Raw genomic sequence first — 13,802 nt, forward strand, 5'->3', positions numbered from 1 at the left:
CATGCGCCCCCGCGATCTCCTCCACCCTCGCCCCGAGGGTCTCTACTGCCCCGCAGGGGATTTCTTCATCGACCCTGTGCGTCCGGTAGACCGCGCGTTGATAACGCACGGCCATTCCGACCACGCGAGGGCCGGTCACGCCAGGGTGCTTGCCACGCAACAGACGCTCGACATCATGGGCCTGCGCTATGGTCCGCAATTCGCGGGCGGAACCCAAGCCGCCGCGCCGGGCGAGCAGATCGACATCAATGGGGTCAAGGTCAGTTTTCATCCGGCGGGCCATGTACTTGGCTCTGCCCAGATATTGGTGGAACATGGTGGGCTTCGCATCGTGGCCTCCGGCGACTACAAGCGCCAGCCGGACCCCACCTGCGAGGGATTTGAAGTCGTCCCGTGCGATATATTCATCACCGAGGCGACTTTCGGCCTGCCGGTTTTTCATCATCCGCCTGCAAGTGAAGAGATCGCCCGGCTGCTCAGGTCGGCCGCGCAGTTTTCCACCCGCTCGCATCTGGTCGGCGCGTATGCACTGGGCAAGGCGCAGCGCGTGATCCGCCTCGTCCGCGATGCGGGGCATGATGCGCCGATCTATCTCCATGGGGCGTTGCAGAAGCTCTGCGACTACTATGTCTCGGAGGGAATCGACCTTGGCCGCCTTGAACCGGCCACCGTGGAATCGAGCCGCAAAGGACAGTTCGAGGGCGCAATCGTTCTCGGCACGCCGTCGGCCTTTTCCGATCGTTGGGCACGACGCTTCCCGGATCCGGTCGCGGCCTTCGCGTCAGGCTGGATGCGCATACGCCAGAGGGCGAAGCAGCGTGGCGTCGAACTGCCCTTGATCATCTCCGACCATTCGGACTGGAACGAGCTGACATCGACCATAGTGGAAACGGGCGCGCAGGAGGTGTGGGTCACGCATGGCCGCGAAGAAGCGCTGGTGCGCTGGGGCGAGTTGAATGGAATCGCGGCTCGCCCGCTTCATCTGGTCGGCTATGAGGACGAGGGCGACTGATGCAGCGTTTCGCCGAATTGCTCGACCGCCTTGTCCTGACGCCTTCCCGCAACGGCAAGCTGAAATTGCTGGCGGACTATTTCCGCACAGTGGAAGATCCCGATCGGGGGTTGACGCTGGCAGCCATCACCGGCGACCTCAGCTTTGCTTCCGTCAAACCCGCAATATTGCGCGCGCTTGTAGCCGAGCGCATGGACCCCGTCCTGTTCGGCTATTCCTACGACTATGTCGGTGACCTTGCCGAAACCGTTTCGCTGGTTTGGCCGACCGGCGCGCACGATGACCGCCAAAGCTTGACCCTGGCCGAAACAGTGACGGCGCTCCAGCGAGCCAGCCGCTCCGATGCACCGAAAACGCTTGCAACGCTTCTCGATCATGCCGACGTCTCGTCGCGCTTTGCCATCATCAAGCTGGTGACCAGCGGTCTTCGCATTGGGGTTTCGGCGCGGATGGCGAAGCAGGCGCTCGCGGATATGGGCGGTGTCGACGTTTCGGAAATCGAAGAAATCTGGCATGGGCTGACGCCGCCTTACGTGCCGCTGTTCGACTGGCTCGAAGGCCGCACGGCACGCCCGGAGCGTGCGGCGGCGGCGCTGTTCAGGCCGGTCATGCTTGCCCAGCCTGTCGGCGACGGCGATCTCGAGAAGCTTGACCCAGCGGAGTATGCCGCCGAATGGAAATGGGACGGCATTCGTGTGCAGGCGGTCGCCGAAGGTGGTCTGCGCCGCCTCTATTCGCGCACGGGAGATGACATTTCAGGCGCATTTCCAGACCTTGTCGAGGCGATGAATTTCGAGGGCGTGCTCGACGGTGAATTGCTTGTCGGCGATCCGCGCGGAAAAACCGGCACCTTTTCAGACCTTCAGCAGCGCCTGAACCGCAAGAGCGTTTCCCCGAAAATGCGCAGTCAGTTCCCGGTTTTTGTGCGCGCCTACGATCTTATGCAGATCCACAATGACGACCTGCGGCCACTCTCATATTCGGATCGGCGTTCGGCACTGGGTAGACTCGTCGCAACACTCGACCCTTCGCGCTTCGACGTGTCGCGGAACGTGCCGTTTTCCGACTGGAATGAACTGGACGCCTTACGCCGCAATCCGTCGCATCCGGTCATAGAGGGCATCATGCTGAAGCGGCTCGATTCAACCTATCTCGCAGGCAGGCCAAAAGGCCCGTGGTTCAAATGGAAGCGGGATCCCCACACCGTCGACGCCGTTCTGATGTATGCACAAAGAGGCCACGGAAAGCGCTCAAGCTACTACTCCGACTACACATTCGGCGTCTGGACGGGTGCGGAAGGCGCGGAAGAACTGGTGCCGGTCGGGAAAGCCTATTTCGGCTTCACTGACGAAGAACTTCGCCAGATCGACAAATATGTCCGGGACAATACGGTGGAACGGTTCGGGCCGGTGCGGTCGGTGCGCGCCGATCACGCACACGGGCTGGTCCTCGAAGTCGCATTCGAGGGGCTGAACCGGTCGACGCGTCACAAATCGGGGGTGGCCATGCGCTTTCCCAGAATATCGCGGTTGCGCTGGGACAAGCCTTCGATCGAAGCCGACCGGATCGAAACGCTGGAAGCCCTTCTGGACGGCTGAAAGCGCTATTGATTCACCGACACCTTGATTTCGTAAATATCGACGGATTTCCCCTCCTTGTCGAAATCCGAATTGATCGCGATTGTGCCGCCTGCTCCGGGCTTTGCGGCCGGAACGTCCAACTCAAACAGGAAGTCGGAGCGCGCATTCCCGACCGCATAGCGCTTGCGGCCGCAATCGCCCAACTCACCAAAATTGCAGGTGACCGACATCTGGGTGTCCTGGCCTTCTTCGGCCTTGGCCACGATATCGAAGGTTGCGCGTTTTCCCGCAATCTGTTCCAGCACACCCTGATTGACGTCAATCATCACTGCGGAGCCGCTGGCACCTGAGCGAATCCTCACGAAATCGGAGCCTTCCTCATGCATTGCCTCGGCGGAAGTATCCCCCGGAGCGCTGATCGAATTGGGGTCGTTTCCGTTGAAAACCGGAATCCAGTTGCGGGCCGCATCCGCCTGGCCCGGCGCGACCGGCGGCTCGTCCGCGCCCGGTTCGTAATCTTCGCCTTCCGGTGCGGTTGTCGTAACGGGTTCGGATTGGGTGGTGTTTCCGAGCAGTCCCGTCTGCATGGCCCACCAGATGCCGATGGCAAGGATGGAAAAGAGTGTGACTGCCACGAACATGGCAGCCATCGGCCTTCGACGGCGCTCGGGCGCAACCACGCGCTCGGCCGTTAGAAGCTCCTGCTGAGCGGGAGCGTGGGTTGGCTCGCGATCGATCGTAGGAACGATCGGCTCGTCCGACTGATATTGTTCCCCTACCTCGACGGAAACGGTGGGAATATCCGCCTCTGGAAGTCGAGACTCGGCGTTAGTCTCTTCCTCGTTGTGCGAAACTTCCGCGGCATGGCTGTGCGCTTCGGCCACAGCCGCCTCATCCGCCTTGATGGCGGGTGGCGCGGAAACCGGAACAGCATGCGCAGTTTGCCCGCCAGTCGGCAAGGGCGGCACGTTCACGAAAAGCGGGTCGGCGGACGCCGGTTTTGCCGGGTGCACGAACTCCTGCTCGATCTCGACGATCTTCGCCTGGAGGGACTTGCGGCGCTTGATCGCCGACTCGACCGTCACACCCGGATTGGCCTGAAGAACGCGGTCGAGCGCGGCGAAAGCCTGTCGATAGACCCGCTCGCGGAAGGCCTGATCGGACGCATCACCCTTCTCGAACGCGTTACGGATCGCCTTTTCAATGACGTCCAAATGCTTTTCCTCACAAAATGCGACTATATCGCAGCTATGTCTCCGATTCCTACTATACGAAAAATTCGCGAAAGGAAGCCGTAGCGCCGTCGTCTGCACCGCAGATCAGCGCCCTTCGTTCAGAATACACAGAATGATCTCGAACCGAGCTCAGCGGGCTTATTCGCAGGTGGCTTGATCTTGCCGCCCAATGAGGCTATCAGGCGCAAACTCCCGCCACGCGCTGGCAAGGGCCGCTTTAGCTCAGTTGGTAGAGCACGTCATTCGTAATGATGGGGTCAGGTGTTCGAGTCACCTAAGCGGCACCACTCTACCCCAACGGAACTGATGATTGCGGGCACTTTGACCTATAGTCGCCCTCCCGATTTTTTGAGGCAAGTCGCGGCATGCTTCATGCACGCAGCCACAAGGAAATATTTGACGATCTCGCGCCTACGGGCAGTACCCCGGCCGGTTGAGATCTTTCTGAACGCGCCGACCGCGCTATTGTCGATCTTCTATTGTTCGATCACCCCCAGGAATGCGCCCTTGGTATCGAAGCGGCAGTCAAATCCGACCGTGACCGTATCCTTGTATACCGAACCTTGGACCAGCGTGCCGAAGCTTCGCGTCATCGGGGAATTGGTGCTGATACTATCGGCCGAGACACCGTATTTGCTTACGGCCGCGTTTTGACAAAACTCCGGCATGTCGCTCTGCGCGACCACAGTACCGGTTGCTGGCGCGCCCGAAACACCCCCGCCGCCAGACGTGCTGCAGCCCACCAGACCCAGCGACAAAAGCACAAGTAACACCCCATTCGTGTTGGCCCTCACAGCGTTCTCCTTTGAATCATTTGCATCGGGTGAAGAGCGACCGACAGTTCGGTCGCGAAGGACGCATTCCGAACGTCTTGTCCATATTCGGATACCTCCTGGCATCAAGTACAATGGTTCAAATGAATGCAGCGGCCAAGATCGGCTTCCAACAAAAACTACTCGCGTATCGGAGATTTTGGCAATGGCTTTGTGGGTCTCAATGGGGGATGGTGGCCAGTCGGGCTGCAATCTTCTCTGACGCATTTTCGGGTGTTTGTTGACCTGCCAATGCGCGTGCGACTTCTTCGCGAAGCACAGCCGTAAACGCATCATAACTTTGACCGAGCGTTCGCGATGGCCGCACGATCGCGTTGGTTACGGCGGCATACATGTCGGGGAACAGGGCATTGGCCTTCAGCACTTCAGGATCGCTGTAGAGCGCGCCGACGGCCGGAGCGAAGCCGCCCTCAATGGCACGTTCCTTCTGGTTCTCCGCGCTGGTCAGAAACATGACCAGCGAAGCGGCATCCTTGCGATGGCGCGAATAGTTCGATACCGCCAGTTGCCAACCGCCCAGCACGCCTGAACGATTGCCGAAAGCGCCCCCGCGCGGAAGCGAAACGACACCGACCTTCCCGCGCAGCCGACTGGACTTTTCCTCGGCGAGGTAAAGCGCGTAGGGCCAGTTGCGCATATAGGCCGCGTTTCCGTTCTGGAACGCCTGTCGCGCGGCCTCCTCATTGTAGTCGACCACCTGCTTCGGTGCGATCTTGCCGATCCATCCTGTCATCGTTTCCAGCGCCTGCTCGACTGAGGCAGAATCGATCGAGACCCGGCCATCCTGATCGGTCGAGATAGCACCGCCATATGCGTTCACCATTTCGAGCGCGAAGCAGGTGAGGCCCTCGGCCGAAAGTCCGTTGAAGAGAAAGCCGTTGAAGCTCTTGATCCCGCGCTTTCGCTCGCCCTTCTGAATGATCGCCGCGCTCTCGGCAAGCTGCTCCCAGGTTTGCGGCGGCTGCTGCCCATATTTCTTCAGCAGGTCCTTGCGATAGAAGAGAAGCCCGGAATCAACAAACCAGGGTATTGCGACCAACCGCCCGTCAACGACAGCAGCATCGAGCGCAGGCGGCAGGATCCCGTTCTCCGCACCGTTCGAGTAGGCATACAAATCCACCAGATGCTCCGCCAGCATGCCGGACCACGTCACATCGATCTGCACGATGTCGAGATCCGCGGATTTTCTCTCGAAGCTGTCACGGTACACATTGAGGCGGTCGTCCATCGAATCCGGGGCCGGAACGACCTTCACCTTCTTTCCTGTGCTCTTCGACCAGAGTTCGACACCCCGTTGGCAGAACGTCAATTCCACGCCCGGCGTTCCGCACGAGATCGTCAGTGGTGTGGCCGATGCCGCATCGTTGCTCGTCGCCTGCGCGCTGTCTGACATCGCAGCGTCCGAGACCACGAGATCCCGCTGAAGCGCCGCAAGCCGTACATAAGCAGCGGGTGACCACGGACTCTTGGGGAAGGCTCTCGTGAAATCGAGAAGCTTGTCGGATCCGACGCCGCCTCCTAGTGAATCCCATGCCACGTCGTCCGGCCTGCCCTCGCCCTGACCGGCAGGAGCATCGGAAAAATACGCCTGCTTCGGAAGATCGCCATACAGGACCGGCGACTGCCTACCCGCCGTCGATACGATGACTTCGTTTCGTAGACGCTGGAACAAGGATTCAAGATCGACGCCCGGAGTTCGCAGCGCCTTGATCAGGGACCTTGCAAAAGGACTGTTGCCAAGCTTGCCGCCATCCTGCGCCAGTTCGCCGGCCTTGGCAGCGGAAACGACGGCGACGCCGCCTTCCGGAGAAATAGCTCCAAGACCGACGGTTCCGGCCTTGCCGGTTGTCTTGCGCACCATGCTCGCAAGAAACGGGTTGTTGCGCGACGCGTCGACAATCACCATCCGCACTTTGCTGGCCTCAGAGGCAGCCGCAATGAGGCTATCAAGCGAAACAGCCTCTTCCGAGAGGTCCGCGTCGGACATCAACCGTGCATCCACCGGCACGACATAGTTCCGGCCGGCCTGGTCGAGGCCATGTCCTGCGTAATAGATGACGGCCCACTCGGCGTTTTCCGCGAGTTCGCCGAACGCCTTCAGGCGCGAGAGCAGGCGATCCCGCGTCAGGTCCGCGTCGAGTGTCACCGACGAGAAGCCGAGTTCCTCGAAAACCGACGCCACAGCCATGGCGTCGCGCTGGGGATCGACCAGCGGGGCAACCGAAGCATAGCGGGAATTGCCGATGACAAGGGCCACACGTCCCCCGGACCCCGCCGCCGCCAACTGGCGAGCGAAAACGTCACTCGTGCCTAAACCCAATCCGCAGGCGCAGATCAGCACGATTACAGCAACAGACAACACTCGCCGCAGCATGTTGCAGGTCCTCAGCTAGCCGATAGTACCCGACGGCGGCGTTTGTGGAAAGTAACGAGATAGTTTGCGGGCCTGCGAGCTTCCTATGGGTCCGCGCGGCGCTTCCTGAGCCTTCAAAAAACGAGATTTTCGTTGAGGCGACGCACCGACTCCGGATCATGAGCCGGAAGCACCACCGTTGGCCGGCTCTTCGCGAAATCGCAGATGTTCGCCAGTGTATCGCGCGCCAATGCGGGATCATTCGTCACGCCGTCCGTCTGCAAAGCGCGCAGGTTGGTCTCGGAATATGTTGCATCGCCGGCGATGAAATAGGTGACATCTTCGCCCTGCACGATAACTGAAGCGTGCCCGGTCGCGTGGCCCGGTGTTGGAACGATGGCCACCCTGCCGTCGCTCGTCACCGGTTTTGAGCGCGCAAAAGGGCCGATGGGCGGGCCATCGAAATCGAACAGCTCCGGCTTGAACCAGACCGGCCAGCGATGCGGCAGGCATCCCATCATCTTGCCACGGATGCCGGTCGATACCGCATAGTTCTCCCGCGGACCAAGGATGCGGGTGTGAGGAAAGTGGTCCAGACCGCCCGTATGGTCGTGATGGAAATGCGTCAGGATCACCGCTGCAATATCGCGTGCGGGGTCCATACCCATATTGCGAAGCCTCGGCCCGACCTCCTCTTCCGGAGCAACGCGGATCGAGACCTGCTTGTAGAACGGGTTCCACCCAGGCAGGTAGCCGGCAACGGAATTGCGCCATGTATCGCCTGTATCGATCAGGAACCGGCCTTCCGGATGTTCCACCAGAAAGCACAGGATTGGCAGCGGCTCGACCCAATCCCTGTCCGCAAAGATGTCGATCTTGCGTCCGAGTGCGCCCCGGTCGGGCCTGCCGGTTCGCTGTGCCGTTTTCATTCGCGCCTTGCCCGTCTCGATGGCCGTGACCCTCATCATGACCTGTCTCCTTAAAAAGAACGATCGTTCTCTTTTAATCTCATCCCGCGCCCTTGTAAAGAACGATTGTTCGTTTTATATTCTTGCATGCCAAAGATTTCAGACGAAAGAAAAGCCGAGCGCAGGCTTCAGATAATTCGGGCGGCCTGGACTTGTTTCCAGGCGCAGGGCCTCCACGCGACGACGATGGACGACATCATCCGGACCAGCGGATTGTCGGCGGGCGCCGTCTATCTCTACTTTCCGAGCAAGGAGGAAATTATCCTTGCCGCTGTAACCACCTCGCTCGGTGGCCTCGCCGAACAGCTCGGGCCGTTGGTCGCGAAGGCAAGGGATGAAGGCCCTGACTGGCTGGTGCGCGAGGTGACGACCTCCATCAGCGCATTCACCAAGGGCGACCTCTATGATCTCAAGCGCATCGCTTTGCTGGGCTGGAGCGAGGCTCAGACAAACCAAAGACTGCGGAGCCTTATGCAGTCGTTCTATCGCACGTTTCGCAATGACCTGGCCGGCTGCGTGCCAGCCTGGAAAGAGGCCGGTCTTGTCATTGCAACCATAAACAGCAATGACGTCGCCAAATCGCTTCTGTCGATCATTCTCGGCTTTGTAGTGCAGGCCGCGCTGCTGGGCGATGTCGAGCCGAGCGAAGTCAGTGTCGGCCTGTCCGGCCTTGTGCGAGGAAAAGATCTTGGCCGAGCAACGAAGCGTTGATTCTGCACCCGCCCCTGCCCGCTACCTCTTGCTGCTCTGCGTCCAGACAGCGGCGGCCACCGCATTGTTCTGGGCGACGTTCCCTGTGTTCCAGGCAATCCTGAGCGACACGGGCAGGCCGCAAATGCTGAGCTCTCCGACGATCCTGATTTCGCTCGTGAGTGCTCTTGTCATCCAGGCCGCCTATTGGCTGAGATATTCCCGGGTGCGGGTCTGGGTTCCGTTCCACAACGCCCTGATCGGCCACCTTGTGCTCTTTGCAAGCAGGGCCAGCTTCTTCTTCGGCGCAGCGCTCTTCTCGGCAGTGGTCTTCCGACACCTGCCCAGGATCGAGATGCTCCCGCCTGTCTGGATCGGAACGGCAAAGGGCCTTGGCTTTCTGGCCGTTTTGTTTTCGTTGTTCTGCTACGCCCTTGAGCTGGAACGTCTTGGCCGAGCCATCGAGCCCTCCTGAAGTCCTGCCGCTCAGGCCGCCGTCCGGTCGGCGATCCAGCGCTCCGCGATCACGCAGTGGGGCGCCGTCGGAGGATAGTGCGCGAAAACGATGTGCCCATCGTTCACTCCGGCGGTGCGGCAGGGCGGGCAATAGAAATAAGGCTTCAGGTCTTCCGCCGATGCCCCGTGGTCGATGCCAAGATATCGCGCAACCACCACGAGATTGATCTGGACGTTGTGATTGCACCCCGCGTGCGTGCACCGGGCCCTGATCTGATATCCTGCAGCAATATGCTCGCCGAGCGTGCTCGCATCGGCAAAGTCGTCAATCATCGGCAATGGGAAGATGCTTTTCGACATGGCTGAAATTATGCCTGCGGCACTACGTAACGTCATCTCCTACGATGGATGATCCGACCTCGCTCCTGTGTGGCGGTCAATGACACCAATGGGGCGGCAATAGTCCCGCCATCGACCGTTTGGTGGCCAAGACAATGTTATATTCAGCCCTGCCAGTTTGGCCCGGGCAAGGCAGAACCGACACGGAAAATATTCAACCGATTGGTTGACTATTCGCGAGAACAATGTATATTCAACTACATGGTTGAATTAAGCGCACATGATCTCGACACCGTGTTTCACGCTCTGGGCGATGCCACGCGCCGCCAGATGCTGCGCGATCTCACAAAGGGGGAACGCACCGTCAGCCAGCTTGCGGAGCCGTTTTCGATGTCGCTCGCCGCCGCCTCGAAACACATCAAGGCGTTGGAGTATGCGGGCCTCGTCCGGCGCGAAGTGCGGGGCCGCGAACATTTCTGCAGGTTGGAGGCCACGCCGCTGGCCGGAGCGCAAGAATGGCTCGCGTTCTACGAACAGTTCTGGACTTCGAGGTTGGACGTTCTCGACCGCCTGCTGCGCGAGGAAGATATGCGAAAAACACCAAAGGCCGAAGGAGAAGACAAATGACCGAGCTTGCGAGAATGGACCAGTATGGCGCACTGAGCGAGGATTCGACGCTGACAATCCGGCGGGTTCTGCCGGGCCCGATCGATCGTGTCTGGGCTTACCTGACGGAGAGCGAACTGCGCCGCAAATGGCTGGCCGCCGGCGAAATGGAAATGCGGGTCGGCGCACCGTTCAAGCTGACGTGGCGCAATGATGAACTGTCCGACGCACCATCCAAGCGGCCCGAAGGATTTGGCGAAGAACACAGCATGGAGTCGGAGATTACCGAACTGGACCCGCCGCACAAGATCGCCTTCACATGGGGAAGCACTGGCGGCGTCACGATCGAGCTTGTGGAACGCGCCAATTCCGTCCTGCTCACGCTCACTCACAGACGCATTCGAGACAAGTCCGCACTGGCGAACATCGCGCCCGGCTGGCACGCGCATCTCGATGTTCTCGCGGCCCGGATCGAGGAACGATCTTTCCCCGCGTTCTGGGACCATTGGCTTCACCTCAAGGAAGATTATCGGGAGCGACTGCCCGCCTGACGCACGCCTCTCACGAAGAAAGCCCGGCAATGCCGGGCTTTTTTATGCGTTTATCGTTCCGGGCTCGCGATGCCGGATCACGATTCCCTTTCGGTCCGGGGGCGCGGAATGTCCCGATCCTCACGGAGATTCGTCTTGACGAAAAAGCCAAAATTGGAATAATCATTTCATATTGGCACTCAGATGATGTTTGCATTCCGAAATCACATGGATGCCGATCTGTCACCCTGGCGGATGTGGGAGGCCGCATAAGTGCGGATCAGTGGCCCTGGGAGCCACGGTGAATTTTGACGGTGCCAGCGGCACCAATTGGGAGGAAAGTAAAATGAAGAAGTTCATGCTGGGCGTCGCCATGGCGGCGCTTATGACGAGCGCGGCGCACGCCGAAAAAGTCGGCGTTTCGATGGCGCTTTTCGATGACAATTTCCTGACAGTGCTGCGAAACGGCATTCAATCCTATGCCGATCAGAACGGCGTCGAAGTGCAAATCGAGGACGCGCAGAACGATGTCGCGAAACAGCTCGACCAGATCAAGAATTTCGCGGCCTCAGGTGTCGACGCAATCATCGTGAACCCCGTCGATACCTCTGCCACGCAGGCCGTGACCGACGCGGCGGCAGCGGCCAATATTCCGCTCGTATTCGTCAATCGCCAGCCGGTGAACCTCGATACGCTGCCCGACAACCAGGCTTTTGTGGCGTCGAACGAGGTCGATTCCGGGACGTTGGAAACCATCGAGGTGTGCCGCCTTCTCAAGGAGGCCGGGAAGACCGAGGCCAACGCCTATGTCATCATGGGCGAGTTGTCCAACCAGGCCGCCGTCCAGCGGACACAGGATATTCATGATGTCATCGATGGCGGCAAATGCGCGGTCAAGCTCAACATTATCGACAAGCAGACCTCGAACTGGAAGCGCGACGAAGCCCAGAACCTGATGACCAATTGGCTTTCCACCAACAAGCCGTTCGAAGCTGTCATCGCCAACAATGACGAATCCGCCATCGGCGCGATACAGGCCATGAAGGCCGCGGGTATCGACATGAAAGATGTCATAGTCGGCGGCGTCGACGCCACACAAGACGCCCTTGCCGCCATGCAGGCGGGCGATCTCGACGTGACCGTGTTCCAGAACGCGGCCGCGCAGGGGTCCGGCGCCCTCGATGCCGCGCTGAAACTGGCAAAAGGCGAAAAGGTCGACCAGAAGGTCTGGGTGCCCTTCGAACTGGTGACCCCGGCGAACATAAACGACTACCTGAAGAAGAACTGAGCGCGATCTCCCGGGCTCGACGGAGCGGCGCTGAGACGCCGCTCCATGGAGGAGCAACCAATTGTCAGATACCTCTCTCGGCGTCGGCGGCGTCGCTTTCGACCGACGAAGGAGGCATTGGCCTTCTGAACTTAACGTTCTTATCGCACTGATCCTGCTCGTGGCCGGATTCGAGATAGCAGGACGAACGTTCCTGGGAGATTCCTTCCTGTTCAACACTCGGCCAAATGTCGATGCGATCTTCAACGAGGCGCGACTGTCGATCATCATTCTCCAGGTGTCGATCGTCGGCATCATCGCCATAGGTGTCACGCAGGTCATCATCACGGGTGGAATCGATCTCTCATCCGGGTCCGTCGTTGGCGCCACGGCCATGATCGCCATGAGTTTTGCGCAAGTTGCCACGGTCAATGGCAACCCCAATCCCAAGGCGATCTTCGGGCCGGAATTGATGGACTTGCCGGTGATCGTTCCGGTGATCGTCGGTTTGTGCTGCGGGATGGTGGCGGGAATGATCAACGGCCTCCTCGTTGCCTATACGAAAATACCGCCCTTCATAGCCACGCTCGGCATGATGGTGTCGGCGCGCGGCCTCGCGAAATGGTGGTCGAAGGGAAATCCGATCTCGTTTCCTACGGAGAGCTTCGCATCGATCGGAAAAGGGCTGATGCCCGTCCTCATATTCGTGGCGCTGGCGATCCTGTTCCAGCTCATCATGACCTACACGAAATATGGAAAGCACTGTTACGCAATCGGCTCCAACGAAGACGCCGCGCGGATGTCCGGCATTAATGTGGCCGGCCATAAGGTGCTGGTCTACACGATTGCCGCGATGCTGGCGGGCGTCGCCGCGCTGGTGCTCTGTTCGAAGAACCTCACCGCGCAATCCGGCATGGGCGTGATGTACGAACTGGACGCAATCGCGATGGCGGTCATTGGCGGCGTTTCACTGTCCGGGGGAAGAGGCTCGATCATCGGTACTGTGCTCGGCGCGCTGATTTTCGGCGTCATCATTTCCGGTTTCACCTTCATGCGCCTCGACGCCTACTATCAGGAGATGGTGAAGGGCGCGATCATCGTGGGCGCGGTCGTGCTGGACCAGTGGCGGCAGCGTCGCCGCGCGGCGAAGGGCTGAACCAATGGCGGACATCATCCTCAGGACCGAGGGCCTAACCAAACACTATGGCGGCCTCCACGCGCTGAATGATGCCAGTTTCGAGCTTCGCAAGGGCGAGCATGTGGCGATCATGGGGGACAACGGCGCGGGCAAGTCCACGTTCGTGCGCCAGATAACCGGCGTCGAGCGCCGCACACGCGGCAAGATGTGGTTCGACGGAAACGAAGTGGAATTTACCGGCCCCATCGAGGCGCGCGAGGCCGGCATCGAGACCGTGTATCAGAACCTCGCGCTGGCCGACGATCTCGACGTGCCTTCGAACCTTTTCCTGGGCCGGGAAAAATTTCTTCTGCGGTTGGGCCCGTTCTCGATCCTCAACCGGCGGGCAATGCGCGAAGCAACACGAAACGCGCTGGAGAAAACCGGGGTCAAGATCGCCAATCTCGGAAACACGATCCGGCACATGTCCGGAGGCCAGCGCCAATGCGTTGCCATCGCCCGCACCGCGACCTTCGCATCAAAGCTCATCATCATGGACGAGCCTACCGCCGCGCTCGGCGTGCGGGAGACCGCGCAGGTCGAGGACATTATTCGTAACCTGAAGGCCAATGGTGAACCTCTTATCCTCGTCAGCCACAACATGCGTCAGGTTTTCGATCTGGTGGACCGCATCGTCGTATTCCGACGCGGGCGTATCGTTGCCAACCTGAAAAAGGAAGAGACTGACGGACAGGATGTGGTCGCCTATATCACGGGCGCGAAGACACAGCCGGAATATGCCGACGCCGCATGAGC

General features: G+C 59.9%; 14 protein-coding genes and 1 tRNA gene. 10 read left to right on the forward strand and 5 right to left on the reverse strand.

Translation table 11 applies throughout. From position 1 onward, the window contains the following. Position 1 precedes the first annotated feature (1 nt). The gene (locus tag M9924_05975) at positions 2-1,012 is read left to right on the forward strand and encodes a ligase-associated DNA damage response exonuclease (GenBank protein ID MCO5063949.1); all 1,011 of its coding nucleotides are present in this window, start codon (positions 2-4) and stop codon (positions 1,010-1,012) included. Then, entirely contained in the window at positions 1,012-2,610 is a 1,599-nt protein-coding gene (locus M9924_05980; GenBank protein MCO5063950.1) for a cisplatin damage response ATP-dependent DNA ligase, read from the forward strand. The genes M9924_05975 and M9924_05980 overlap by 1 nt, the downstream gene beginning before the upstream one ends. A gap of 5 nt (positions 2,611-2,615) precedes the next feature. Here the strand turns inward: M9924_05980 and M9924_05985 are convergent, their stop codons facing one another. After that, on the reverse strand, positions 2,616-3,806 hold the full coding sequence (locus M9924_05985) for a hypothetical protein (protein ID MCO5063951.1): 1,191 nt from the start codon (positions 3,804-3,806) through the stop codon (positions 2,616-2,618). A gap of 232 nt (positions 3,807-4,038) precedes the next feature. Between M9924_05985 and M9924_05990 the strand changes: the two genes are divergently transcribed. Then, a tRNA-Thr gene (locus tag M9924_05990) sits at positions 4,039-4,114 on the forward strand. A gap of 189 nt (positions 4,115-4,303) precedes the next feature. On the opposite strand, the gene M9924_05995 is transcribed toward M9924_05990, so the two are convergent. The 3 genes from M9924_05995 to M9924_06005 all read right to left on the reverse strand — a co-directional run bounded on the left by M9924_05995 (position 4,304) and on the right by M9924_06005 (position 7,981). After that, the gene (locus M9924_05995) at positions 4,304-4,621 is read right to left on the reverse strand and encodes a hypothetical protein (GenBank protein ID MCO5063952.1); all 318 of its coding nucleotides are present in this window, start codon (positions 4,619-4,621) and stop codon (positions 4,304-4,306) included. A 199-nt stretch (positions 4,622-4,820) separates the two neighbouring features. Continuing rightward, positions 4,821-7,019 (reverse strand): extracellular solute-binding protein, encoded by a 2,199-nt coding sequence (locus tag M9924_06000; protein ID MCO5063953.1) that lies wholly within the window; start codon positions 7,017-7,019, stop codon positions 4,821-4,823. Between the two features lie 128 nt (positions 7,020-7,147). Next, positions 7,148-7,981, reverse strand: coding sequence for an N-acyl homoserine lactonase family protein (locus M9924_06005; protein MCO5063954.1), 834 nt, complete (start codon positions 7,979-7,981; stop codon positions 7,148-7,150). Positions 7,982-8,167: 186 nt separating this feature from the next. On the opposite strand from M9924_06005, the gene M9924_06010 reads away from it, so the two are divergent. Further along, positions 8,168-8,692 (forward strand): TetR/AcrR family transcriptional regulator, encoded by a 525-nt coding sequence (locus M9924_06010; GenBank protein ID MCO5063955.1) that lies wholly within the window; start codon positions 8,168-8,170, stop codon positions 8,690-8,692. After that, a complete protein-coding gene (locus M9924_06015; GenBank protein ID MCO5063956.1) occupies positions 8,670-9,146 on the forward strand; it encodes a hypothetical protein in 477 nt (158 codons plus the stop codon). The genes M9924_06010 and M9924_06015 overlap by 23 nt, the downstream gene beginning before the upstream one ends. Before the next feature lie 11 nt (positions 9,147-9,157). On the opposite strand, the gene M9924_06020 is transcribed toward M9924_06015, so the two are convergent. Continuing rightward, a complete protein-coding gene (locus M9924_06020) occupies positions 9,158-9,487 on the reverse strand; it encodes a hypothetical protein (GenBank protein ID MCO5063957.1) in 330 nt (109 codons plus the stop codon). A 240-nt stretch (positions 9,488-9,727) separates the two neighbouring features. On the opposite strand from M9924_06020, the gene M9924_06025 reads away from it, so the two are divergent. From M9924_06025 to M9924_06045, 5 genes are all read left to right on the forward strand, one after another. Next, the gene (locus tag M9924_06025) at positions 9,728-10,093 is read left to right on the forward strand and encodes a metalloregulator ArsR/SmtB family transcription factor (protein ID MCO5063958.1); all 366 of its coding nucleotides are present in this window, start codon (positions 9,728-9,730) and stop codon (positions 10,091-10,093) included. After that, positions 10,090-10,623, forward strand: coding sequence for an SRPBCC family protein (locus M9924_06030; GenBank protein ID MCO5063959.1), 534 nt, complete (start codon positions 10,090-10,092; stop codon positions 10,621-10,623). The genes M9924_06025 and M9924_06030 overlap by 4 nt, the downstream gene beginning before the upstream one ends. A 325-nt stretch (positions 10,624-10,948) precedes the next feature. Next, positions 10,949-11,890 (forward strand): substrate-binding domain-containing protein, encoded by a 942-nt coding sequence (locus tag M9924_06035; GenBank protein MCO5063960.1) that lies wholly within the window; start codon positions 10,949-10,951, stop codon positions 11,888-11,890. A 61-nt stretch (positions 11,891-11,951) separates the two neighbouring features. Then, positions 11,952-13,025, forward strand: a complete 1,074-nt coding sequence (locus M9924_06040; protein MCO5063961.1) for an ABC transporter permease — start codon at positions 11,952-11,954, stop codon at positions 13,023-13,025. A 4-nt stretch (positions 13,026-13,029) separates the two neighbouring features. After that, positions 13,030-13,800, forward strand: a complete 771-nt coding sequence (locus M9924_06045) for an ATP-binding cassette domain-containing protein (GenBank protein MCO5063962.1) — start codon at positions 13,030-13,032, stop codon at positions 13,798-13,800. The last annotated feature ends 2 nt before the right edge of the window (positions 13,801-13,802 follow it).

This window comes from Rhizobiaceae bacterium, assembly GCA_023953835.1.
GTDB lineage: Bacteria > Pseudomonadota > Alphaproteobacteria > Rhizobiales > Rhizobiaceae > Mesorhizobium_G.